The organism is Streptomyces sp. YIM 98790 (genome assembly GCF_011421595.1).
Classification (GTDB): domain Bacteria; phylum Actinomycetota; class Actinomycetes; order Streptomycetales; family Streptomycetaceae; genus Streptomyces.
Genome location: NZ_WTLH01000095.1, coordinates 1 through 24,354 on the forward strand (window position 1 = coordinate 1; position 24,354 = coordinate 24,354).

The following is a 24,354-nucleotide window of genomic DNA, read 5'->3' on the forward strand; positions in this document are numbered from 1 at the left end:
CCGCCCGCCCGGCCGGCTGCGGTGCGGCGGCCGGGGCCTGCCCGAAGCCGGGGAAGGCGCCGTGCAGCCGGGGCTGGAACTGCTGCCAGGGGCCGGCCGTGCCGCCGCCCGGGGCGCTGGCCTCGGCCACCGCCACCGCCTGGCACTCCCCGGGCAGGAAGCGCTCCTCGTCCTCCAGGCAGAGCGAGAACATGCCGACCGCCGGGCCCTCCTTCAGCAGCCGGATCACGCCCGGAAGCTGCCGCATGCGGCGCGAGCCGTCGAAGACGATGACGATGTCCGGGTCGCGGAACTCGGCGCTGCGCGCGCGGGACTTCTTCAGCGCCTTGGTGCGGCCGTCCAGCAGGGTGGTCAGCTCGGCCAGCCGCGCGGCCACGGTCTCGGCGTCCGTGCCGATCAGCACGTTGGTGTTCTGCTCGCTCGCCGGGCGGCTGTGCGGCAGCCAGCGCACCCATTCCCAGCTGCGCTGCCCGGCGGTGTCGGTGAGCACGTAGATCTGCACGTCGTTGGGGCTGTGCAGCACCGCGACCTGGCCCAGGGCCCAGCGGCCCATGGAGCGGACCATGTCGCCGGGCGCGGCGAAGCCCACCACGCCGTGCTCCTTGAGCGAGATGGTGACCGGCGCGTCCGCGATCTTCCAGGTGACCTCGCGCTTGTGCTCGTCCTGGTCGGGGTCGGTGAGCACCACCTCGGAGTCCAGTTCGCAGGTGCCGACCCGGAGCAGCAGGTGGTCGTCGTCGCTGCGCCGCCGCTCCCACAGCCGGGTGCGCGGGCCGGTGGCGTTGTTGAGCACGGTGCCCGGGTCGGGGGAGGCGTGGCGGCGCATGAACCGCTCGGCGACCAGGGCGTCCTGGGCGTCCTTCTCCACCCGGGCCTTGGTCTCCTTGTACTCCTCCAGCTTCTCCAGGTACTTCTTCCAGCCGGACTTCTTGCTCATGAAGTAGTTGGCGATCAGCATGATCGGCGAGAGCACGGCCAGCAGCAGGAAGATCCAGCGGTCCCGGATCATGGCCATCATCACCGCGCCGACCACCGGGAAGAGGGCCATGACCCAGGGGATCTGGCGCTTGTCCGGTTCGTCGGGCTCGGAGGGCAGCTTGAAGTGCTTGGGGTGGCCGGGCGGCACCAGCCGGGGCGGCCGGTTGTAGTCCAGGGCGGCGCCGTCCTCGGAGGGGCGCAGCGCGGCATCCGGCGGGTAGTAGGGGGTGATCTCCAGGATGCTGTTGCCGAGGGACACCTGGGCGCCCAGCGGCCAGTCGATCCGGTCCCCGTCCTTCTTCTGCCGCGAGCCGGAGCCGGAGCCGGACGCCTGCCCGCCGGCGGAACCGCCCCCGGTCTGCGGCTCCTTGCCGTCGATGCGGATCGTGGCGTCGCCGTGCACGGTCACCTTGCAGCGGCCGTCCGCGGCGATCCGCAGGGTCAGGGCGCGTGGCTCCAGGGAGGGATCGGCGATCCGCACCGGGGAGCCGGGCGCGCTGCCGATGTCCACCCGGCCCACGCCCAGGCGGTGCACGGCGCCCGCGCCGGGGCCGCCCACCACCCGCAGCTCCACGAAGCCGCTGGGCTCACCGGGCGGGCAGCCGCCCGCGTGGTGCAGGCTGACCACCGTGCCCTCGCGGATGGGGGATTCCGCCAGGGTCAGTGCGGGATCGACATGGGCGCCGTCCACGAAGACCGGCGGCACGGCGGACGCGCCGGGGCCGCCGTAGGGGCTGTACGGCGAGGGCTGCGCGGTGTGGCGGCTGCCCACCAGCTCCATGAATTCGGGGACCAGACCGGACACCGGGGTTTCCGGATCGGCGTCGAGTACCGCATCGACTGAATTCCCCCCGACCGGGTCGACGACGGTCAGATTCAGGCGCACGCCGATTCCTCCCCGTTGCTGCAGCTATTGTCTTCTACTGTCAAGCAACATAGTCGACAGCTCAAGGGCTTTCGGAGGCGGAGTGCGGGGCGGACCGGGAGGAGTCCCGCGGGGCGCCCGCCGCGGGCCGCGCGGGGCCGTCCGACGGTGGTCCGGCGCGCGTGTTCCGGAGGCTTCCGGCAGCCCAAGACCCCTGTGTCACAAGTGTGTACGAGCAAACCACCCAGGGTGTGACCGGGCGGCGGTCACCGCGTACGCTGCGTGGTGGCAATACGGGGGTAGCCGCCGCGGCTGCCTTCCCGGCACGTTCTGCGGGGGCCAGTCCCCGCACTGACAGGAAGGGGGCGCGCCATGTCGGACATGAATGTCACATATGACGACATGCACGACGCCGGCGACCACCTCATCAGTGAGTACGAGCGACTGGACCGGGAGCTCGACGATCTGAAGACGTACGTCGACAACCTCACCGAGGACGGTTACGTCACCTCCGCCTCCTCGGGGGCGTTCAACTCGCAGTACGAGGAGTTCACCACCGGCCTGAAGCAGATGCTCGAAGGTCTGCAGGGCATGGGCAACTACCTCCACATGGCCGCGGACACCATGGAGCAGACGGACCAGGACCTCAAGTCGGCCATCGAGGGCTGACCGGGCGTTCACCACGTCCCCGCGGGGCGGCCCGGGGCCCGGCACGGCAGCTCCCGGGCCGTCCCGCCGGTGTACTCCGTCCCGTTCCCACCGGCGGAGCGTCCTCACGGCACCGCCGGCTCCTGCGGCGGGGCGACGGGGAGTTCCTGCCCGCGGCGCCCGGCGCTTTCCGGGTCGCCGCGTCGTTCACCGTACGGCCGCCCGGCGGAGCCGCCCGGGGCCGTACCGGCCGGGTGCATGTCGCAGACATGTCGCGATCCGCGGCCAGGCATGGCCCCGCCGTGCGGACGCTCCTAAAGTGCGGCACATGACCGCGGATCAGCCACCGGGCACCGGCCCGCAGCCGCCCTCCGGCAACCCTTACCAGCAGCCGGGTTTCCACCAGAGCAACCCGTACCGGCCGACGGCTCCGGCCGGTACGCCGCCGGTGCCGCACGGCCCGCCGGGCCGGCCCGGCGGCGGCCGGGGCCGGATGGCGCTGGCGGTCGTCGCGGCGACGACGCTGGTGGCCGCCGTGACGGTGACGGGCGTGGTGCTGGTCCTCGGCTCCGACGGAGACTCCACCGCCGCCGGCGACCCCGGCCCCGGCGTCAGCGCCGACCCGACCGGGGAGTCCGGGGGCGCGGAGGGCGAGGACGGCGCGGAGGGCGAGGACGGCGGCAGCAGTCTGCGGCCGGACGATCCGCGGGCCGGGGTGCAGCAGCGGCCGGACCCGGTGGTGGCGGAGGACTGGCAGGTGCAGACGTACACCGCCCGCGCCCTGGCCTTCGACGTGCCGCCCGGATGGGACACCAACTCCGACAGCTACAAGGTCTGGTTCACACCCGACGACAACCCGGACGAGTTCCTGGTCGGCATGTCGGCGGTCTCCCTCTACAAGGAAAGCTGGTGCAATGACGAGGGCCTGACGGCCCGTGCCATGGCCGGGACCACCGGCAGCCTCGGCGCCACCGACACCGCCGACGCGGCCTCCGGGGAGGCCACGGCATGGGCCAGGGCCGCCTACGACCAGGAGGGCTCGGGCACCCTGAAGGTGTCCGGGCCCCGGCCGTTCAGCTCGGAGCACGGTCTGCAGGGGCACACCGTGACCGCCACCGTGACCGGGGTGCCGGACGATCCGGACGCCGCGTGCGGCACCTGGGACGGCAAGGTCGTCACCGTCTCCTACATCGACGCCAACGCCGACCTCTCGACCTGGGTTCTGCTCGCCGACACCGGGTTCGAGGAGGAACTGGACGACGCCACCATCGAAAAAATCATGAACAGTTTGCGCCCTTACGACGGCTGATCCCGTCGGACCGGATCAGGACCGACCGCAGTCGCGCAGAGCGCCCGCTTTAAGGTGTGCACCATGAGGCCAGGAGAACAGCAGCCAGGAGGAGCTCCGACTCCGCCGAACCATCCCTACGGGGACCCGGGGACGGGAACGCCGCCGCCCGGCCCGGTGTCCTCCGGGCACGGACAGTACGGCGGGCAGGAGGGGTACGGCTACCCGCAGCAGCCGCAGCAGCCGCAGCAGCCGGGCTACGGCACGCCCCCGCCGCCCGGTCCGGCCCCGGGTGCCGGCACCGGCACCGGCACCGGCGAGAACCCGTACCAGCAGCCGGGTTTCCACCAGCCGAACCCGTACCAGCAGCCGACCGTGCCCGGCGCGGGGGCCGGGTACGGCGGCTGGCAGCCGCACGAGACCACCGCCCCCATGCCGCCGGTGCCGCCGGACGGCGGCAGCGGCAAGGGCGGCGCGGCCGGCAGCGGCGGCCGGGGCAGGATGGTGGCCGCGATCATCGCCGCCGTCGCGCTGGTGGCGGCGGCAGCGGTGGGCGGCGTGGTCCTGGTCAGCGGCAAGGACGACGGCGGCGGCACCAGCGCCCAGCCCTCCGGCGGCGACAAGGACGAGCAGCAGGAGCAGGAGCAGGACGGGGAGAACACCGGGGAGGACGGCGAGGCCGGTTCCACGGAGGGCGGAACCGAGGGCGAGGACGGCGAGGAGCTGCGCCCCGACGACCCGCGGGCGGGTGTCGCGCAGAAGCCCGACCCGGTGGTCGCCGACGACTGGCAGGTGCAGACCATCGCCAAGCGCAGCAACGCCTTCGACGTGCCGCCGGACTGGAAGGTGGACTCGGAGAGCGTCTACGCCGGCTACGAGTTCGAGCACGAGGGCGAGGACATGTCCTTCATCCTCTCCGCCCCCGTCTACTACATGGACGGCTACTGCGGCAGCGGAAGCTCCCGGATCTTCGCCGGCACCACGGGCTCGCTCGGCGCCACCGACACCGCCTCCTCGGCAAGGCACGAGGCCCGGAACTGGGCGCTGGCCGCATACGACCGCAAGCAGAAGGGCAAGCTGACCGTCACCGAGGCGGAGGAATTCAGCTCCGAGCACGGGCTGCAGGGGCACATCTCGACGGCCACCGTGGAGAACGTGCCGGTGGAGGACGGCGACGAATGCGCGACCTCCAGCGGCAAGGTGATCGCCATCTCCTACAAGGACGCGCGGGCGGACATCGCCACCTGGCTGATGATCATGGATGTCGGCTACGAGGGCGAGGTGGACCAGGCCGTCATCGACAAGATCGTCAACAGCCTCCGCCCCTACGAGCCGTCCGCGGGCTGACCACCCGCGGCCCCGCCCCTCCCGGCCCCGCCCCTCTCCCGGGGCCGCCGGCGCATCTCAGGCCCGTCCCCGGGCGGCGGCGAACGCCCGCTTGATCTCCGCCCAGCGGGCGGCCTGCTCCGGCGTCATCCGGCCGCGCAGCTCGGCCAGTTTCAGCAGATTGGCCTCGGCGCCCCGGGTGAGGGTCTGCGCCTCGGCCANCCGGCGGCCCGGCAGGCACCGCCTGCCGGGCCGCCGGCGCATCTCAGGCCCGTCCCCGGGCGGCGGCGAACGCCCGCTTGATCTCCGCCCAGCGGGCGGCCTGCTCCGGCGTCATCCGGCCGCGCAGCTCGGCCAGTTTCAGCAGATTGGCCTCGGCGCCCCGGGTGAGGGTCTGCGCCTCGGCCAGATAGTGGTCGTCGATCAGCGCCTCCACCTCCTCCTCGGTCATCACCGGCACCACCTTCTCGGCCAGCCGGTTGGTGTTGCGGTAGGAGCCCTGGAGGCGGAACGGCGGCTCGGTGCGGTGCGCGTCGTCCTGCGTGGCCGAGGCGATGTAGGCGGCGTTGACCTTGAGCGTGGTGCGCTGGATGTGCAGCAGCTTGCGCAGCACGGAGAGCACCTGCTCCAGCTCGGCCGCGCTGTAGGGGTGGGCCAGCCGGTCGGCCGAGGCGGTTCCGTCCTCCCGGGCCAGCCGGACCAGCAGGTCGATGTCGGCGCGCTCCCGGGACGCCAGCGGGGCCAGCACCGGGTTGGCGGTGAGGGCGTTCTCGATGTGGCTGAGCGCGAACAGCTCCTCCCGGCCGGAGAGCACGTCGCCGAGGTTCCACACATCGGCCCGGTTGGCGAGCATGTCCGGCACCCGGAACCGGGTGCCGCCCTCGGTGAAGGGGTTGCCGGCCATGCAGATGGCGAACCGCTTTCCGCGCAGATCGTGGGTGACCGGCACCCCGTCCGGGCGGACGCCGTCCACCCGGCGCTGGGCGTCGCACAGCGGGATGAAGCGCTGCAGCAGCTCGGGCGAGCAGTGCTGGATGTCGTCCAGGTAGAGGAAGACGTTGTTGCCCATCTCCAGGCCGAAGTTGAGTTTCTCGACCTCCCGGCGGGCGGCGGCGTCCGGTGCGGCGGCCGGGTCGAGCGAGGTGGTGTGGTGGCCCAGGGCCGGGCCCTCGACCTTCACCAGGACCAGGCCGAGCCGGGCCGCGACGTATTCCATCAGTGTGGTCTTGCCGTAGCCGGGCGGGGAGAGCAGCATCAGCAGGCCCTGGCTGTCGGTGCGGCGCTCCTCGCCCGCGGTGCCGAGCTGCTTGGCGAGGTTGTCGCCGATCAGCGGCAGGTAGACCTCGTCGATCAGACGGTTGCGGACGAAGGCGGGCATCACCCGGGGGATGAACGAGGTCAGCCGCAGCCGCTCCCGCTCGGCCTCCAGCAGGGCGTTGCGCTGCCGGACATAGGCCCGGTGGGCGGGCACCCGCACGGTGCTGAACTCGGCGGTGCGGGCGAGGAACTCGTCCAGCCGCAGGGAGAGCTCGCCGCCGCTGAGCCGGGGGTGGGAGCCGAGCAGCCCGCCGACGGCGGCGGTCGGGCGGGCGTCCACCTCGCGGTGGGCCAGCGCCTCGGCGCACAGCTCCACGGCGACGGCCTCCGGCAGGTCCTCCACGGCCCGCCCGGTGGACCCGGCGAACGCCCCCAGCCAGGCGGAGACCAGCTGGTGGCGCTCGGCCAGCGCGTCCGCCCCGGAACCGAGCTGGCGCACCTCGCGGTCGAACTCCCTGCTTCCCTCGCTGCCCAGTGCGGCCCGGAAATCCCCCAGCAGCTCCCGTGCCGCGGCCCCGGCCACGAACTCCGGCTCGCCCGGCGCCAGCTCCTCGAACAGGTACTCCCCCACCTCGCGCCAGGCCCGCGCGGCGGCGGGTCCGGGCTCCGGGCCCGGTCCGGGCCCGTCCGGGCCGGGCGGCCGGGCGGGGAACCCGAGAGCCTCGGCGAGGGCGGGCGGGCGGGAGAGGAACGCCCCGGCCGCGGAGGCCAGTTCCTCCGCCAGTGCGGCCGTCGCCGCCGCGGGGCCGAAGACCGCACGGGCCCGGGCCAGCGAGCGGGCCCGGGTGGTCCAGGCGGCGCGGCGCTCCGGCCCGGCACCGAAGGCCCAGAAAAGCTGGGCGGCGGCCCGCACCCGCGGGCCGTGGCGGAGCAGCCCGGCGGCCTCCCGCAGCCGCAGCACCGCGGCCAGGATCCGGGCCGCGTCGTGGTCGTGCACGCCCCGGTCGTAGCCCTCGTCGTAGGACGCCTCGGCGACCTCGCGGACCACGGCGGTCAGCCGGTCCTCGGCCAGCGCCTCGGCCAGCCGCTCGTCCGGCGTCCCGGCCAGCACCTTGGCGGCCAGATACTCCGAGCGGTACACCTCCGGCGATTCCGAGACCAGCGGCTGGTCCCAGAAGGCGCGGGTGCCGGCGAAGGCCGGATCGGTGACCGGGGCCCGGTAGTCGGTGCCGGTCACCGCGAAGACCAGGGCGCCGTCCTGCGGCACCAGGGTGAGATCGACCGGCTGGCTGTTGACCCCGAAACGGTGGCGGCCCAGCCGGACCGTGCCGTCCGCCCCGTACAGCTCGGTGCGGTCGCGCAGTGCCCGCCCGGCTTCCTGGCGGATGGCCTTGAGCCGGCCCTCCAGCTCCTCGGCGCGCACCGTCTCGCCGAGGGAGCGCAGCTCCTCCGCGGCGCCGCGCACCCGGCCCACCAGCGGGTCGGTGGCGAAGTAGGCGTTGACCTCGTCGAGCGTGGCCAGCGCACCGGCCCGGCGGGTGACGGTGGAGAGGATGCGGCCGGCCGATCCGGCGAGCCGCTCGGCGTGCCGGGCGCGCTCGTCCAGCCGGGCCTGTTTGCGGGCCGAGAAGGTCTCGTAGATCTCCTCGCGCTGCTGCCCCAGCTGCTCCAGGAAGTCGTCGAAGGCGCCGAAGCGGGATTCGAGGTTCTCCAGTTGCAGCAGCAGCCGGCCGAGCTGCTCGTCGCAGTCCTCGGGGGTGACGGCGGCGGCCAGCGCGCCGGCCACGGCCTGCCCGAGCAGGGCGAACTCGGCGGCGAACTCGGCCCGGCCCTCCCGCTCCAGCAGCTCGCGGCGACGGCCGTCGAGCACCGCGCGGGCCCGGTTGACCGCGCCCATCACCTCGCCGATCCGCTCCAGCAGGGCGGTCCGCACGGTGGCGTCGGCGATGTCCAGCCCGCCGATGACGTCGGTGACGGTCTGCAGGGACGCGGCCTGTCCGGCGATCTCGGCGGCCAGCGGCTCGGCCGCGGCCACCGTGGCCACCTCGCCGGCCTGCGCGGTGAGCCGCTCCACCGCGGCGTGCGCGGAGTCGAAGGCGTCCCGGCGGGAGAGGAAGGCCACGGCGCGGCGGCCGGTGGCGGCCAGCGCCTCGGCCACCTCGCGGCCGATGGAGTCCAGCGCGGCCGGGTCCGCGTGGCGCAGCTCGCGCAGCGACTCCGCCCGGCCCTGGGCGCGGCGCAGCTCGGTGAGCAGGGCGACCCACTGCGGGGCGTCCTTGGGGGCCTCGCCGCGGGAGCGCCGGATCAGCGCCGTGCTCTGCTCGCGGGCCTCGGCGACCGCGTCGGCGGCCTGCCGGCGCAGTTCGAGGAGCCGCTCGTACTCGTCGATGACCTGCTCGGCGGTGGTGCGCAGGGTGGCGAGGGGCAGATGCAGGCCCTCCAGCCCGTCCAGCGGCAGCCAGTGGTACTGGTCGGCCAGGCGGGCGCAGGCGGCGATGATCGCCTCGAACACGGCCGTGCCGGGGGCGAGTTCGCCGGCCATCCGGGCCACGGTGAGGGCGTCGGAGATGCCGCGGACCAGTTCGGCGTTGCCGATCCGGGACAGCGGGCCGTCCTGGAGCGGCTGGGCGGCGTGGTGCGCGTCGGAGACGAAGGGGGTGGCCCACACCTGCATGGGGTGCACCCGGGTGGGTTCGTCGTCGGCGCGGAAGACCACCATGGTGCCGTCGTCGAACAGGCAGTGGCCGTGCGACAGGATGGGCGCGGCCACGTCCTTGCGGATCAGGTTGTAGGGCAGCAGCAGGTAACGGCCGTCCTCCCGGGAGTGGTAGGAGTACAGCACGTCCTCGCCGTTGGGCGACCGGACCACGCCCTGCATCTCCAGGCCGCCGGTGTCCAGGTCGAAGGTCTTGGCCGCGGCCCCGGCCGGAGCCGCGGCCAGGTAGTAGCCGCCGGGAAAGATGATGCCCTGGTCCTCGGGCAGGGTGTGGCAGGCCAGGCCGATGCCGTCCAGCCGGACCACGTCCCGGGTGCGGCGGTTGTAGACCAGATAGCGGTGGGTGGTCTCGTTGTAGGGCAGGATCCGCAGCAGGACGAGGGAACCGGCCCGGGCGTAGGCGATCTCGGCGTCGGCCAGCGACTGGAGCGGTTCGGCCACCGGTTCGCTGTAGACGCCCTGCCCGTCGTCGGTGTTGTCCTCCACCTTGACGGTGAGGGTTCCGCCGACGGTGTCGACGAACACCTCGCCCTCGATGGACACGTGCGGATGCTGCCCGGGGGTGTGGTGCTCGCGCCCGGTGACGGTCCACTCGACGTCGTAGGGCGGCGGGAAGACATGGTCCCGCTCGCCCTTGGCGTCCAGGTACTCGGGGGTGCCGTCGGTGGCGATCCGCCAGCGCAGCACCCGGATGTCGTCGAGCCGCTCACCGACCCGGAAGACGGCCAGCAGCAGCGGGCCGACCCGGCGCAGCTGGAGCAGCTGGGCCTGGCGGTAGTAGCGGTAGAGGGATGCGAAGTCGCGGCGGAAGGCGGGCGCGTCCAGCAGGCCGGGCACGGCGTCGGGCGGGGCCTCGGCGAAGTGCTGGCCGCCGTCCTCCGCCGCCCCGGGCCGGTAGGCGTGCAGGCCGAAGACGTCGGCGGGCTCGGTGGTCTGCTTGAGCCCGAAGTGCACGTTGTAGCCGAACAGCAGGAAGCCGCCGACCTGGACGATGTCCCGGGGTACGCAGTTGTGCTCGGTGCGGATGCGGTCGGTGGCCACGAGCTCCAGCTCGCTGCCGCCGAAGGTCTCGATCCGCCGGGTGTTGAGCTTCTGGGCACGGGCGGCGAGGTCGGACGCGGCGGCCGTCATCCGGTCCCGCAGCACCTGGTAGGTGCCCGCCTCGATGCCGCCCGTGTCGCCGCCCGCGCCCGCTCCCGTTCCCGTGCCGGATTCCGTTGCGGTGTCCACGCCGCCCCTCACTGCTGGGCGTTGTCGAGCTGCTTGTTCATCCCCGGCCCGGCCTGCCGCGGTATGGCGAGCCGCTCCAGCGGCATGTCCGCGAGCCCGTTGGCCCGGGCGGTCTCCAGCAGCTTGGCCAGGCCGCCGCTGTGCTGCCCGCCGTCCGCGATGAGCTTGGTGAGCAGCCCGGCCAGGGTCAGGTCGCGCAGCCCGGCCGCGCCGAGCCCGCCGAGCGCGGCGGCCAGGTCCCGGGTGAAGGCGGAGTTCTCCTTGTCGAGCCAGGGACCGGCCATGGCCTGCACGTTCTCGGAGTGGCCGATGAAGCCGTCCACGCTCTTGCCGGTGGAGACGGCGTTGACGATCCGGTCGAAGAAGACCTGGTCGCCGCCGACGATGTCGATCTTGGCGTTCTCCAGGGCGGTGCCCAGCACCGTGGCCTGGGCCTCGGCGACCTGCCGCTGTACGTCCACCTGGGCGATGCGGATCTCCTTCTCCGCCTCCAGCCGCAGCCGGTATTCCTCGTGGTCCCGGCTGGCGGCGTCCAGCGCGGCCATGGCCTCGGCCTTCTGCTTCAGGCCCTCGGCCTCGGCCTCCATCTTCTCGCGCATCGCCTCGGCCTCGGCCAGGCCCATCTCCCTGGCCGCCTCGGCCTCGGCGTGCCGGGTGGCGGCGAGGGCGGCGGCCATCCGCTCCTTGACCTGGGCCTCGGCAATGCCGGAGGCGGCGGCGTCGGCCTGCTTGCCCTCGGCCATGCGGATGGCGGCGGCGGCATCCAGCTCGGCGGCCTTGCGCCGGGCCTCCGCCATGGTCAGCTCCTCCTGGGCGCGGTGGACCGCGGCGGCCTCCGCGGCCTCGGCGGCCTTGATGTCCTTGACCAGCCGCTCCTGGGCCTCGGCCTCGGCCTGGATGATCAGCGCCTGCCGCTCCCGCTCGGCCTCCTCGACCGTGCGCAGCTTCTTGATCTCCTCCTCCTGCTGCGCAACGGTCTTCTCGACCGCGATCCGCTCCCGGACGACGTCGGCGATCTCGCGCTTCTCGCCCTCGATCTCCTTGTCCTTGGCGATCCGCTGGAGCTCCGTCTCCCGCTCGCGGGCGATGACCTCCAGCTGGCGGTCCTTCTCGATGCGCTCGGTCTCCACCGCGACCACGCGCTGCCGGTTGAGCTGGGCCACCGCGACCTCGCGCTCCCGGTTCTCGTTCTGCACGCCGAGGGCTTCCTCGGTCTTGATGAAGGCGGTCTGCGAGCGCAGCCGCTCCTCGGCCTGGATGCGGGCGACCTCGGCCTCCTCGCGGGCCCGCACGGTGGCGATCTCGCGCTGCTGCTTGATCTCGGCGTCGGCCTGGCGGCGCTCCAGCTCCAGCACGGCTTCCCGGGCGTCGACGTTCTGCCGGGTGATCTCCTTCTCCTCGTGCCGGCGGGACTCGTTGGTGAGGATGTGCTGGGCGGCGGTCAGCTCGGTGATCTTCCGGATGCCCTGGGCGTCGAGGATGTTGTCCTTGTCGAGCTGGGCCAGCGGGGTCTGCTCCAGGTAGTCGATGGCGACGTCCTCCAGGCGGTAGCCGTTGAGGTCGCGGCCGATCTCGGCGATGATCCGCTGCTTGAGCTCGTCCCGCTTGACGTAGAGGTCCTCGAATTCGAGCTGCTTGCCGACCGTCTTCAGCGCCTCGGAGAACTTGGCGTTGAACAGCAGCTGGAGGGTGTCCTGGTTGCTGGCACGCTCGGTGCCGATCGCCTGGGCGACCTTGATCACGTCGTCGACGGTGTTGTTGACCCGCACGTAGAAGGAGATGCGGATGTCGGCCCGGATGTTGTCCGAGCAGATGAGGCCGTCCTTGCCGATCCGGGCCAGCTCAAGGGTCTTCACCGAGATGTCCATGATCTCGGCCTTGTGCAGCACCGGCAGCACCACCATGCCGGTGAAGGTCACGTCGACCTTGCGCATCTTGGAGACGATGAGCGCCTTGCCCTGCTCGACCTTGCGGAACAGCCGGGTGACGGCGAACAGCATGACAAGGAGGATGAGCAGGACGACGGCGAGGAGTATGCCGAGTCCCTGGGTGATGGCGGTGTCCATCGTGGCGGTGTCCTTATGTCGTGTGCCGGAGGATGCGGAAGATGCGGGGGCGCGCGGGCGCGGCGGAGCGGCGCGGCCGGCGGCGGCCCTGCGGCGCGGCGCGCTCAGCCGAGTGGATCGGCGGCGGCGCCGGCCGGGGCGACCCGGAAGAAGTCGCCTTCCGGGTCGTAGTCGAAGATCAGTGCGCTGCTGCCGGCGGGAATCGGCTCGCCGCCGTCCTCGCCGCGGATGTCGACCAGGACGGTGGAGCCGTCGTCCAGGGTGATCTCGGCCTGGCCGAAGGTCTCCCCGGCGCAGCCGACACGCACCAGGCACACCCGGCCGACGAAATCGGCGTTCCGCGGGGAGGAGGTGGAGCGCAGTATCCGGCGCAGCGGACGGGCCAGCAGCCAGGTGGCCTGCCAGGCGGCGTACAGCATCAGCGCGAGCCAGGGCAGCAGGATCAGCGCGGAGTCGAACAGCGCGGTGCCGACCAGCCCGGTGAACCAGGCCACGGCGATGACCAGGGAGAACACCACGGTGACCGGGACGCCGCCCAGGCCCAGCCCGGCCAGCAGGCCGGCGAAGCCGCCGGAGGAGGACGCCTCCCCGGCGTCGCCCGCGTCACCGGTGCCGGTGTCCGCGCCGTCGAAGGCGCTGCCGGCGACGCCGGTGACCGCGGCGAAGAGCCAGTAGCCGATCACGATCACGAGCGGGAAGGTGAAGACGACGGTGGGAAACTCCAGGGCCGCGTCGAAGAATTCCCCCATACGTCCCCCTCCCCGTGGCAATGCTGGCCACATTTATACGCCACCCCGCTGACCGTCCGACAGCCGGGTGACTGGATCATGCAGTCATTGCCCCGGCCGGAGCCGGTTGTCCGCCCGGACGGGCGGTCTCTGCGTCAGCGTCCGGACGCGCCGCGCCGGCACCGTGCCGCAATGGCGGACCCGGGCGTCGTTGCGCGCCACAGGCGGTTACAGTGGTCATTTTGTTGGAATCGAGTGCGCTCGAGACGTCAATGACATGGCTGTCATGGCCGTCATGGCCCCTGTGCCCGCCATGCCGGCCATGCGTGTCCTGAGTGTCCTGAGGATGGCAAGCGTGGCGCAAGTCCTGACCCGGGGACGGGCGATGCTGTTCCGCATCCACCCGGCCCGCATCGTGGTGATGGCCTGGGGAGTCACCATCCTCATCGGCACCACCCTGCTGGCACTGCCCGTCTCGGCCGCGGACGGCCGTACCACGTCCCTGGTGGACGCGCTCTTCACCGCCACGTCCGCGGTGTGCGTCACCGGCCTGGTGGTGGTGGACACCGGCAGCCACTGGAGCGGATTCGGCCAGTGGGTCATCCTGTGCCTGTTCCAGCTCGGCGGCTTCGGGATCATGGTGGTGGCCTCGCTGCTGGCGCTGCTGATCGCGGGCAAACTCCGGATGCGGATGACGCTGGTCACCCAGACCGAGACCAGAGGGCCGGTGCTGGGCGAGGTGCGCCGCGTGGTCACCCGGATCGTCGTGATCACCGTCGTCATCGAGGCCGCCACCGCGCTCTGGCTGATCCTCCGCTTCGCCTCTCGCGGGATGGCCGCGGGCGACGCCGTCTACTACGGCTTCTTCCACGCCTTGTCGGCCTTCAACAACGCGGGGTTCGTGCTGCGCCCGGACAGCATGGTGAGTTACGCGGACGATCCGCTGCTGCTGATGCCGGTGGCGATCGCGATGCTCCTGGGCGGCATCGGCTTCCCCGTGATCATCGAGATGCTGCGGCACCGGGCCCGCCGGCGTGCCACCGGCCGGGTCAGCTGGTCGCTGCACCTGAAGCTGACCCTGCTCACCAGCGCCGGGCTGCTGGGTTCCGGCACCCTGCTCCTGCTCGTCCTGGAGTGGGAGAACGCGGCCACGCTGGGCGGCATGAACGTCCTGGACAAGACCGTCAACGCGTTCTTCCACTCCGCCATGGCCCGCTCGGGAGGATTCAACTCCGTGGACACCGGCGCCATGGAGTCGGCCAGTCTGCTGGCCACCTCCGCCCTGATGTTCATCGGCGGCGGCAGCGGCGGCACGTCCGGCGGCATCAAGGTGACCACCTTCGCCGTGCTGGGCGTGGCCATCATCGCCGAGGTGCGGGGCGAGCCCTCCTCCGGCATCTTCGGCCGCCGGCTGGCCCCGCATGTGCTGCGCCAGGCGCTGACCGTGGCCCTGCTCGGCGTGGGCCTGGTGATCCTGGCCACGATCGCGCTGCTCACCATGATGGAGGAACGCCTGGAGGTGGTGCTGTTCGAGGCGGTCTCGGCCTTCGGCACGGTGGGGCTGTCGGCCGGCGCCACCGGCGAACTGCCACCCGCGGGCAAGCTGATCATCATCGCGCTGATGTTCATCGGCCGGGTGGGTCCCATCACTCTGGTCTCGGCGCTGGCGCTGCGGGAGCGCACACGCCGCTACCAGCTTCCCGAAGAACGACCGATGATTGGATGACCATGGGCAACTATCTGCACTCCCTGCGCCAGCGGCGCCGCAAACGGCTGGCCCACAGCTACGCCCAGCAGCACATGGGCGACCAGCGGGTGGCCGTGATCGGCCTGGGCAGGTTCGGCAGTTCGCTCGCCCGTGAGCTGATGCGCCGCGGCTGGGACGTGCTGGGCATCGACGAGAGCGAGCGCCTGGTGCAGCGCAACAGCGACTTCCTCACCCATTCGGCGGTGGCGGACTGCACCGACCAGGAGGTGCTGCGCCAGCTCGGCGTGCCGGACTTCGCCAGCGCGGTGGTCGCGATCGGCTCCGACGTGGAGGCCAGCATCCTGGTCACCACCAACCTGCTGGAGTTCGACATCCCCAACGTCTGGGCCAAGGCGATCAGCCGCCAGCACGGCCAGATCCTGGAGCGGCTCGGCGCCCACCACGTGGTACTGCCGGAGCACGAGATGGGTGAGCGGGTGGCCCATCTGGTCACCGGCCGGATGCTCGACTTCATCGAGTTCGACGACGACTACGCCCTGGTGAAGACGGTCGCCCCGGAGATAGCCACCGGCGTCCCGCTGGGCGTGTCCGCGGTGCGTTCCAAATTCGGGGTGACCGTGGTCGGCATCAAGCGGCCCGGGCAGGACTTCACCTATGCCACCGCCGAGACCGTGATCGAGCAGGGCGATGTGATCGTGGTCACCGGCAAGACCGCGGCCGTCGAGGCCTTCGCCGAACTGAGCTGAGCGGAACGGGCCGGGCCGAACCGGGCCGCACCGGGCGGGGCCGACCTGCGCTCCGGGCCCGCCGCCGAGCTGACCCCCCTGCCGGTAACCCGGCGTGACCAGGTACGGTGGAGCCACCGCTTTCTGCGTCACTCAGCAGTCACTTCACCACCGTTTCCTCGCACACCCACGCACGACAACGCACAATCACCAGTAACAAACAGGTTCGGTCGAGAGTCCGTGGCCGTGCCCGCCGCCCGGCGGACACCCCGCGGCCATGCCCGCCCGTGCCTCAGGCGCGCCGGGAAGTCTGGTCGGCACATCGGTTTGCAGTTGTCCCCGAGTACCCCGTAACCGTCCCCGTCCCCCTTCTCGACACGGAGGCCCGCCTTCTCATGACGCCCCCGCACGCCGAGCGCTCCACGCTGCATCCCGACTACACCGAGCGTGACCGCCGCTCCATCGCCGAGTTCCTGCGGCTGGAGGTCTCCGGCGGCGTGATGCTGCTGCTGGCCGCCACCCTCGCGCTGATTCTGGCCAACTCCCCGCTCAGCGACGGCTACGCCTCGGTCCGCGACCACTACCTGGGGCCGGAGGCGCTCGGGCTGCGGATGTCGATCGGCCACTGGGCGGCCGACGGGCTGCTGGCCGTCTTTTTCTTCATCGCCGGTATCGAACTCAAGCGCGAGCTGGTCATCGGGGAGCTGCGCAACCCGGCCGCCGCGGCCCTGCCCATCGTGGCCGCGGTGGGCGGCATGGCCGTCCCCGGGCTGATCTACACGGCCATCGTGGTCACCCAGGGCGGGGAGCTGAGCGGCTGGGCGGTGCCCATGGCCACGGACATCGCCTTCGCCCTCGGCGTGCTGGCGGTGGTCGGACGCAGGCTGCCGTCCGCGCTGCGCACCTTCCTGCTGACCCTGGCGATCGTGGACGACCTGATCGCCATCATCATCATCGCGATCTTCTACACCTCGAACCTCAACCTGTGGGCGCTGCTGGGCTCGCTGGCCGGGCTGGTCCTCTTCCACCAGCTCCACCACCGCGGGGTGCGCGGCTGGTACATCTACGTGCCGCTGGCCCTGGTGATCTGGGCGCTGATGTTCAACAGCGGGGTGCACGCCACCATCGCCGGTGTGGCGATCGGCATGCTGCTGCGCACCACCCCCAAGGAGCACGAGCACGAATCCCCCGCGGAGCACGTGGAGCACATCGTGCACCCCTACTCGGCCGGGCTGGCGGTGCCGCTGTTCGCGCTGTTCGCGGCCGGGGTGGAGGTGTCGCCGTCGAGCCTGACCGCCATGGCCGGGGAGTCGGAGGCGGTGGGCGTGATGCTGGGGCTGTTCCTGGGGAAGATCCTCGGCGTCTTCGGAGCCACGTATGTGATGGCGCGGTTCACCCGGGCCAGGCTGTCGCCCCGGCTGGGCTGGGCGGACGTGGCCGGGGCCTCCCTGCTGGCGGGCATCGGCTTCACCGTCTCGCTGCTGATCACCGAACTCGCCTTCACCGATCAGCACGAGCTGGAGGAGCACGTGAAGGCCGCGGTGCTGCTGGCGTCCGCCACGGCGGCGGTGTGTGCGGCGGCGGTGCTGGCCTGGCGCAACCGGGTGCACGGGGCACGGCAACGGGCCGAGGCCGGCCCGGAGGGCCCGGAGGACGGCGGCGGGCGCGGGGACGGAGACGGCGGGAACGGAGACGGCGGGGACGGGGACGGCGGGGACGGGGACGGCGGGGAGCAGACCCCTCCCGGCGCCACCGCCCTCTCCGCCGGCCGCAAGAAGTGACCGGCGGCGGCCCTCGGCGGGCCGCCGTTCAGGACCGCACCAGCAGATGCAGGTCGAACGCGTACCGGGAGGCCCGGTACAGGTGCGAGCCGTACTCCACGGCCCGGCCGGTGTCGTCGTAGGCGGTGCGCCGCATGGTCAGCAGCGGCGCACCCTCCGGTTCGGCCAGCAGGGCACCCTCCTCGCCGGTGGCGGCGCGGGCGCCGATGGACTGGCGCGCGCTGTGCAGGGTGATGCCGGCCTTGCGTAACCGGTGGTAGAGCCCGCCGCTCTCCAGGTCCTGGCGCTCCAGGCCGAGCAGCCCCTCGGGCAGGTAGTTGCGCAGAAAGGCCAGGGGTTCGTCCCGGCTCAGGCGCAGCCGCTCCAGCAGGTGGACGGCCGCACCGCCGGATAAGCCGAGCGCGCCGGCCACCTCCGCCGGGGCGGGCACGGTCTCGATGCGCAGCACCCGGGTGGCGGGACGCTCCCCGGCCGCCTCCAGGTCGTCGTACAGGCTGTTGACCTCCAGGGGGCGGGCCACCCGGCTCTGCACCACCTGGGTGCCCACGCCGCGGCGGCGGACCAGCAGCCCCTTGTCGACCAGGGCCTGGATCGCCTGGCGGACGGTGGGCCGGGACAGGCCCAGCCGGGCGGCCAGCTCGATCTCGTTGCCCAGCAGCGAGCCCGGCGGCAGCCGGCCGTCCTCGATGGCCTCGGCCAGCTGCCGGGACAGCTGGAAGTAGAGCGGCACCGGGCTGCTGCGATCGATGCTGAACTGGAGGTCCACAGGCGTCCCCTTCCCCATGGCCCGAGAGCCTAGCCAAGGCCGGCGTCCCGCCGCGGGCCGGTCTGATCTCTTGTCAGATCTGTGCGATTCCCCTATCCAGAACCGACACACGGTCTCAACGTTCAGCAGTTCACGATCGCTCGACATCCGTCACCGTTGGGCGCCTCTCCCGTCACAGATAGCCAACAGGCCCGATCCTCGCTCGCTCCGGGTCGTTCTCCGGAAGAGGCTCGTGATCACCAGCCGCCGCGACAGGGCTCCCCCCGACGGCCACGAAGGCGGCCGTCGCCCTGGCGCGGTACAGGGAGGTGCTTAGTTGATGACGGACCACGGACTCTGGTCGTACAAGGAGATCGCCGCGCATATCCGGGTGCAGCCGGACACCGTCCGGTCGTACCGCAAGCACGGCCATCTCCCGCCGCCGGACATGGTCGAGGGCGGCAGGCCCTACTGGTATCCGGACACCATCCGGAAGTGGGTCGTGCAGCGTCCGGGGCACCGGGGCCGCAGGAACTGATCCCCTTCCGTCCGGCCCGCCGGCGTCGACCCCCGTCCGATGCCCCGTCCGATGCCCCCGTACCGAGGCCCGGCACCGCACCGAGGTGCCGGGCCTCACACCGCCGGCTCACTGGCACCCATACCCCAAGGGGGTATATTCTGTGTCCCGGCAACGCCCAGGCGCCCCGGAACCCCGGAGGGCCTGCCCTCACTGATCCACGAGGAGTCATCATGAGCACCGTCACCTACAAGGTCAGCGGTATGAGCTGCGGCCACTGCGAGGGGTCCGTCTCCTCCGAGCTGTCGGCCCTGCCGGGCGTCACGGCCGTGACGGCGGACGCCGCGGCCGGGCTGGTCACGGTCACCTCGGACTCCCCGCTGGAGGAGTCCGCGGTCCGCGCCGCCGTCGACGAGGCCGGCTACACGCTCGTCGGCGCCGCCTGAACCGTCCCGGACGGCAGCCGGGCCGGGGCCGGCCTCCCTCCCCGCCACGGGTGAGGCCGGCCCCGGCCCGTGCCTGCCGGGAGCCCGGGACCGCCGGTCAGCCGGCCGCGCCGGTGACCTCGGTACCCGACCTGGTCAGCGTGTACGCCACGGTCTCCCCGCTCCAGAAGTGGAAGGTCAGCAGCACCGTGGAGCCGTCCCGGACCTCGTCGAAGAAGGCCGCCGGCAGGGTGATCCGCCCGGCCTCGTAGTCCGGCGAGAAGGCCGCGCCGAACTCCTTGTAGGACGTCCAGCCGTGCGGCCCGGCATTGCCGCCGTCCGTGTAGACCGCCTCCATGGTGGCGAGCCGGTCGCCGTGGAAGGCGAACGGGATCTCCAGCCCGCCCGTCGTCCCGGCCGCGTCCGCCGGCACCGGCGTGTCATGGGTGATCACCTTCACCTCCCACGGCACCCCGCGGGAGAAGCGGAGCGAGAGCACGGCACCGACCCCGTACTCCCCGGACCCGGTCAGCCGCTCCAGCAGGGCCGCCGGGAAGGTCAGCCGATCGCCGCTGAGGGTGTAGTCCCGCCCGCGGACCAGCCGCTTCACGCCGTGGCGGACGGCGGTCAGCCGGTTGCCGTTGAGGTTGAGCGTGATCGTGGCGTCCGCCGGGGCCTCGCCCGCGCGGACGAAGACCTGGTCGGTGGAAGCGGTGCCCGAGGCCACCCGCCAGCTGGAGCGGATCTGCCGGTACAGGGCCGGATCGTTCCACCGCAGGGCGTTCCGGTCGAAGTGCTGCCCGTTGTCCCACAGCATCGTGGTGAGCCGCTTGGCACGGGCGTAGTTGCCCAGGAACTCGAAGAACTTCAGCTTCTCGCCCTGCTGGACGGTGTCGGTGCTGCGGTCGAAGCCGAGCAGGCCGTACTCACCGATGATCACCGGGACGCCGCGGGCGGTGAACGCCTCGTGCACCCGGTCGAAGGTGTCGGTCAGATCCTGCCGGGTGGTCTCGTCGAAGCGGGTGAAGCCGGCGACGTTCACGCTGAACGGCCAGAAGCCGTAGAAGTGCACCGTGGCCGCCAGGTTGGGGTCGTCGAGCGCGTCCAGGGTGGCGTTCAGCTCGTCCAGCCGGGCCTGGTCGGAGGAGGTGTGCAGGGTGGGCAGGACGAGGACCCGGGTGGCGTTGTTCCCGCCGGAACCGCGCACGATGGCGTGGAAGACGCTGTTCAGCTCGTGCATCAGCCCGGCGTTCTGCGCGTCGCCCGAACTGCCTTCGAAGAACGGCTCGTTGATGCTCTCCAGGAGCAGCCTGCGCGGGGCGTCGCGGAACGCCTCGGCCAGTTGCGTCCAGGTGGCGGTGTAGCGGGCCAGCACCTCGTCATGGCGGGTGGGCATCCCGCTCACCCACTGCCAGGAGTCGTGGTGCAGATTGAGCAGGACGTACAGACCCTCGTCCAGGGCCCATCCCGCCACCTCCCGCACCCGCTCCAACTGCTCCGGGTCGAGGGCGTAGTCCGGCGCCGGGCCCTGGTGCTGGCCCCACGACACCGGTATCCGGATGCTCCGGAAGCCCTGCTCCCGGATGCTGCGCAGGAGTTCGCGGGTGACCCGCGGATTGCCCCACGCCGTCTCGTCGGCGCCGATGGCGTCGAAGGTGTTGCCCAGATTCCAGCCCGGCTGCATGGCCGCGACCACGTCCTCGGCGGAACGCCCGGCCGCCGGCCTTCCCTCCCTGCCCGCCCCGGCGTCAGCGGCATGGGCGGCGCTCGGCATCACCATCAGCCCCAGCAACACCACCAGGGCAGCAACGGCAGCCGAGACCCCTCGTGAACGGCTCTTCACGGTCGTCCCTTCTGTTTGATTGTGTTCAACCACGTTCACTACAGCCACATCGTGCACACGTCAAGAATGCGCTTTCCGGGCCGGGCCGTCCTGGCAGGACACCGATCTCCCGTGATCTCCCCCGCGACAGGGCACCGGGGCGCCGGCCGCCCCCGCGTCGCACCTGGCCCGCGCCCTCGAGGAAGGTCTCGGGCGAACGCGGCCCGCTCCCGGCCGGGGCGGGCTGAAGCGCGTAGACAAGAGAAAGCGCCTCGCGCCGAGTCCCCCCACTGGGCCCGGGCGAGGCGCTTTGGTGCCGCTGACGCGAAGCGTCCCCCCACGGGACCTCGCCCAGTCGGCTCGTCGATGCAGATCCAGCCGAAACCACATCGACGTCACCCAGTTAGACACGACTGGGCCGGGTTCGTTGCCTCCTGGATGCTGTGATCTGCATCACAATCGCGCGGGCCCGGTGCTCCCATGGAGCCCGGGCCCGGACGGACGTGCGGGGATGTGCGGTGCGCGGGGTCGGACGTCCTGCGCGGATGTGCGGTCCCGGCGCGCTCAGCGCTGCTCGACCGGGACGTAGTCCCGCTCGACCACGCCGGTGTAAATCTGCCGGGGACGGCCGATGCGCGAACCGGGCTCCTTGATCATCTCGTGCCACTGGGCGATCCAGCCGGGCAGCCGGCCGAGCGCGAACAGCACGGTGAACATCGTGGTGGGGAAGCCCATCGCCCGGTAGATCAGACCGGTGTAGAAGTCCACGTTCGGGTAGAGGTTGCGCTGGACGAAGTAGTCGTCGCTGAGCGCGCGGTCCTCCAGCTTCAGGGCGATGTCCAGCAGTTCGTCGGACTTGCCGAGGGCGGACAGCACACCGTGCGCGGCCTGCTTGATGATCTTGGCGCGCGGGTCGAAGGACTTGTACACCCGGTGGCCGAAGCCCATCAGCCGGACGCCGTCCTCCTTGTTCTTCACCTTGCGGATGAAGGTCTCGACATCCCCGCCGGCCGCCGCGATGGACTCCAGCATCTCCAGCACGGCCTGGTTGGCGCCGCCGTGCAGGGGGCCCCACAGGGCGCTGATGCCGGCCGAGATGGACGCGAACAGGTTGGCGTGCGAGGAGCCGACCAGGCGGACCGTGGAGGTGGAGCAGTTCTGCTCGTGGTCCGCGTGCAGGATCAGCAGCTTGTCCAGGGCGTCGACCACCACCGGGTCGAGCTCGTACTCCTCGGCCGGGACGGCGAAGGTCATGCGGAGGAAGTTCTCCACATAGCCGAGGTCGTTGCGCGGGTAGACGAACGGGTGGCCGACCGCCTTCTTGTACACGTACGCCGCGATGGTCGGCAGCTTGGCGAGCAGCCGGATGGTCGAGAGGTTGCGCTGCTTCTCGTCGAACGGGTTGTGGCTGTCCTGGTAGAACGTGGACAGCGCGCTGACCACGGAGGACAGCATGGCCATCGGGTGGGCGTCGCGCGGGAAGCCCTGGTAGAACCGTTTGACGTCCTCGTGCAGCAGGGTGTGCTGGGTGATCTCGTTGCGGAAGGCCGCCAGTTCGTCGGCGGTCGGCAGTTCCCCGTTGATCAGCAGAAAGGCCGTCTCCAGGAACGTGCCGTGCTCGGCGAGCTGCTCGATGGGGTAGCCCCGGTAGCGCAGGATGCCCTTCTCGCCGTCCAGGTAGGTGATCGCCGAACGGTAGGCGGCGGTGTTGCCGTAACCGGAGTCCAGGGTCACCAGACCGGTATCGGCGCGCAGCTTGGCGATGTTGAGCCCCTGGTCGCCGACCGTGCTCTCCACCACGGGATAGCGGTACTCGTCTTTTCCGTACCGCAGTACTACGGCGCTGTCACTTGCGCGGTGTTCGCTCACGTCTTCCCTCACCGACGTCGTGCCTCTTCTTCGAGGTGCCCTGACTGCTTCCACTGTCCCCCATCTGGCGCCACTTAGTGCACTCGGGGTCGGCCAATGGACGTGTTTTCTGGCACGCAGTGCCGAGCACCACGGGGCATCAAGGGCATAGCGCCCCGCTGAGCCGGTTGTCCAGTGCCGTGAACCGGCGCCCGGCGGAAACGCTGCGGACCGCCTGGCCGAGCGCACGGCGCGAGCCGACCAGCACCACCAGCCGTTTCGCCCGGGTCACCGCGGTGTACAGAAGATTCCGCTGCAGCATCATCCAGGCACTCATGGTGACGGGAATCACCACGCAGGGATACTCACTGCCCTGCGAGCGGTGGATCGTCACCGCGTAGGCGTGGGCCAGCTCGTCCAGCTCGGTGAAGTCGTAGGGCACCTCCTCGTCTTCCTCGGTGAGGACGGTCAGCCGCTGTTCCACGGGATCAAGGGCGGTGACCACCCCCACCGTGCCATTGAAGACCCCGTTTTCCCCTTTGTCATAATTATTTCTGATCTGTGTCACCTTGTCGCCCACGCGGAACACCCGGCCGCCGATCCGCCGCTCGGGCAGCCCGGGGCGGGCCGGGGTGATGGCCTCCTGGAGCAGCGCGTTCAGCGCCCCGGCCCCGGCCGGGCCGCGGTGCATGGGCGCCAGCACCTGCACGTCCCGCCGCGGGTCCAGGCCGAACCGGGCGGGCACCCGGCGGGCCGCCACGTCCACCGCCAGCCGCCCGGCGGCCTCGGTGTCCTCCTCGGCGAAGAGGAAGAAGTCGGCCAGGCCCTGGGTGACCGGCGGCAGGCCGGTGTTGATGCGGTGGGCGTTGGTGACCACGCCGGACTGCTGCGCCTGGCGGAAGATCCGGGTCAGCCGGACCGCCGGGACCAGACCGGGCCCGGCCAGGAAGTCCCGCAGGACCTGGCCGGGCCCGACCGAGGGCAGCTGGTCCACATCCCCCACGAGGAGCAGATGCGCGCCCGGCGCCACGGCCTTGACCAGCTTGTTGGCGAGCAGCACATCCAGCATGGAGGCTTCGTCCACCACGACGAGATCGGCGTCCAGCGGACGGTCCCGGTCGTAGGCGGCGTCCCCGCCGGGGCGCAGCTCCAGCAGCCGGTGGACGGTGGACGCCTCCGCGCCGGTCAGCTCGGCCAGCCGCTTGGCGGCCCGGCCGGTGGGCGCGGCGAGGACCACCTTGGCCCGCTTGGCCCGGGCCAGCTCCACCACCGAGCGGACGGTGAAGGACTTGCCGCAGCCGGGGCCGCCGGTGAGCACCGCCACCTTCTCGGTGAGCGCCAGCCGCACCGCCTGCTCCTGCTCGGGCGCGAGCTCGGCGCCGGTACGGGCGGCCAGCCAGCTCAGGGCCCTGGCCCAGTCGACCCCCTGGAAGGCGGCCAGCCGGTCCCCCTCGGCGCGCAGCAGCCGCCGCACCTGCGCGGCCAGCGAGACCTCCGCGCGGTGCAGCGGCAGCAGGTAGACGGCGTTGACATGGGCCGTCTCTCCGGGGCCGGCGTCGTCCGCCCCCGACGCCCCGGCCCCGGTGGCCCCGATGGACCCGCTGGACCCGGTGGACGGGGCGGTGCCGGCGGGGGCCGTGCCGGCCGCCTCCGCGCTTTCCGGGGCGCCCGGGGCGGCCTC

At 71.9% G+C, this 24,354-nt stretch carries 15 protein-coding genes and 1 pseudogene; 8 read left to right on the forward strand and 8 right to left on the reverse strand.

Annotated elements, in window-relative coordinates; translation table 11 throughout:
* Positions 1 to 1,864 (reverse strand): annotated as a pseudogene (locus GQS09_RS16630) (cell division protein FtsK); the annotation flags it as partial.
* A 360-nt stretch (positions 1,865 to 2,224) separates the two neighbouring features.
* Here GQS09_RS16630 and GQS09_RS16635 point away from each other — a divergent pair.
* The 3 genes from GQS09_RS16635 (at position 2,225) to GQS09_RS16645 (ending at position 5,126) form a co-directional block, all read left to right on the forward strand.
* On the forward strand, positions 2,225 to 2,512 hold the full coding sequence (locus tag GQS09_RS16635; protein WP_243761484.1) for a WXG100 family type VII secretion target: 288 nt from the start codon (positions 2,225 to 2,227) through the stop codon (positions 2,510 to 2,512).
* Positions 2,513 to 2,819: 307 nt separating this feature from the next.
* Positions 2,820 to 3,800, forward strand: coding sequence for a hypothetical protein (locus GQS09_RS16640; protein WP_165986939.1), 981 nt, complete (start codon positions 2,820 to 2,822; stop codon positions 3,798 to 3,800).
* Between the two features lie 63 nt (positions 3,801 to 3,863).
* A complete protein-coding gene (locus GQS09_RS16645) occupies positions 3,864 to 5,126 on the forward strand; it encodes a hypothetical protein (protein ID WP_165986941.1) in 1,263 nt (420 codons plus the stop codon).
* A gap of 244 nt (positions 5,127 to 5,370) precedes the next feature.
* Here GQS09_RS16645 and GQS09_RS16655 read toward each other — a convergent pair whose 3' ends face one another.
* The 3 genes from GQS09_RS16655 to GQS09_RS16665 all read right to left on the reverse strand — a co-directional run bounded on the left by GQS09_RS16655 (position 5,371) and on the right by GQS09_RS16665 (position 13,123).
* Positions 5,371 to 10,209 carry a DNA repair ATPase gene (locus GQS09_RS16655; RefSeq protein WP_165986960.1) on the reverse strand — a complete coding sequence of 1,613 codons (4,839 nt, stop codon included), beginning with the start codon at positions 10,207 to 10,209 and terminating at the stop codon, positions 5,371 to 5,373.
* 107 nt (positions 10,210 to 10,316) lie between these two features.
* The gene (locus GQS09_RS16660; protein ID WP_165986945.1) at positions 10,317 to 12,374 is read right to left on the reverse strand and encodes a flotillin family protein; all 2,058 of its coding nucleotides are present in this window, start codon (positions 12,372 to 12,374) and stop codon (positions 10,317 to 10,319) included.
* A gap of 104 nt (positions 12,375 to 12,478) precedes the next feature.
* Positions 12,479 to 13,123: an OB-fold-containig protein gene (locus GQS09_RS16665; protein WP_165986947.1), complete on the reverse strand. Its 645-nt coding sequence runs from the start codon at positions 13,121 to 13,123 to the stop codon at positions 12,479 to 12,481.
* Positions 13,124 to 13,448: 325 nt separating this feature from the next.
* Here GQS09_RS16665 and GQS09_RS16670 point away from each other — a divergent pair, with 325 nt between their 5' ends.
* The 3 genes from GQS09_RS16670 to nhaA all read left to right on the forward strand — a co-directional run bounded on the left by GQS09_RS16670 (position 13,449) and on the right by nhaA (position 17,316).
* Positions 13,449 to 14,828 (forward strand): TrkH family potassium uptake protein, encoded by a 1,380-nt coding sequence (locus GQS09_RS16670; RefSeq protein WP_399552534.1) that lies wholly within the window; start codon positions 13,449 to 13,451, stop codon positions 14,826 to 14,828.
* Positions 14,825 to 15,556: a TrkA family potassium uptake protein gene (locus GQS09_RS16675; RefSeq protein ID WP_243761485.1), complete on the forward strand. Its 732-nt coding sequence runs from the start codon at positions 14,825 to 14,827 to the stop codon at positions 15,554 to 15,556. Before GQS09_RS16670 ends, GQS09_RS16675 begins: the two co-directional genes overlap by 4 nt.
* 374 nt (positions 15,557 to 15,930) lie before the next feature.
* Complete coding sequence (gene nhaA, locus GQS09_RS16680; protein WP_165986949.1) at positions 15,931 to 17,316, forward strand: Na+/H+ antiporter NhaA; 1,386 nt, start codon at positions 15,931 to 15,933, stop codon at positions 17,314 to 17,316.
* 28 nt (positions 17,317 to 17,344) lie between these two features.
* Here nhaA and GQS09_RS16685 read toward each other — a convergent pair whose 3' ends face one another.
* Positions 17,345 to 18,082, reverse strand: coding sequence for a GntR family transcriptional regulator (locus tag GQS09_RS16685; RefSeq protein ID WP_399552535.1), 738 nt, complete (start codon positions 18,080 to 18,082; stop codon positions 17,345 to 17,347).
* A gap of 319 nt (positions 18,083 to 18,401) precedes the next feature.
* Between GQS09_RS16685 and GQS09_RS16690 the strand changes: the two genes are divergently transcribed.
* Together GQS09_RS16690 and GQS09_RS16695 are read left to right on the forward strand one after the other, a co-directional pair.
* A complete protein-coding gene (locus GQS09_RS16690) occupies positions 18,402 to 18,599 on the forward strand; it encodes an AlpA family transcriptional regulator (protein ID WP_165986953.1) in 198 nt (65 codons plus the stop codon).
* A 212-nt stretch (positions 18,600 to 18,811) separates the two neighbouring features.
* A complete protein-coding gene (locus GQS09_RS16695) occupies positions 18,812 to 19,024 on the forward strand; it encodes a heavy-metal-associated domain-containing protein (protein WP_165986955.1) in 213 nt (70 codons plus the stop codon).
* A gap of 97 nt (positions 19,025 to 19,121) precedes the next feature.
* On the opposite strand, the gene GQS09_RS16700 is transcribed toward GQS09_RS16695, so the two are convergent.
* From GQS09_RS16700 to GQS09_RS16710, 3 genes are all read right to left on the reverse strand, one after another.
* Positions 19,122 to 20,846 carry a cellulase family glycosylhydrolase gene (locus GQS09_RS16700; protein ID WP_313896172.1) on the reverse strand — a complete coding sequence of 575 codons (1,725 nt, stop codon included), beginning with the start codon at positions 20,844 to 20,846 and terminating at the stop codon, positions 19,122 to 19,124.
* Between the two features lie 543 nt (positions 20,847 to 21,389).
* Positions 21,390 to 22,706 carry a citrate synthase gene (locus tag GQS09_RS16705; RefSeq protein WP_399552536.1) on the reverse strand — a complete coding sequence of 439 codons (1,317 nt, stop codon included), beginning with the start codon at positions 22,704 to 22,706 and terminating at the stop codon, positions 21,390 to 21,392.
* Between the two features lie 127 nt (positions 22,707 to 22,833).
* Positions 22,834 to 24,354 (reverse strand): ATP-dependent RecD-like DNA helicase (locus GQS09_RS16710; protein ID WP_243761486.1); only part of this gene is annotated, 1,521 nt, incomplete at its 5' end.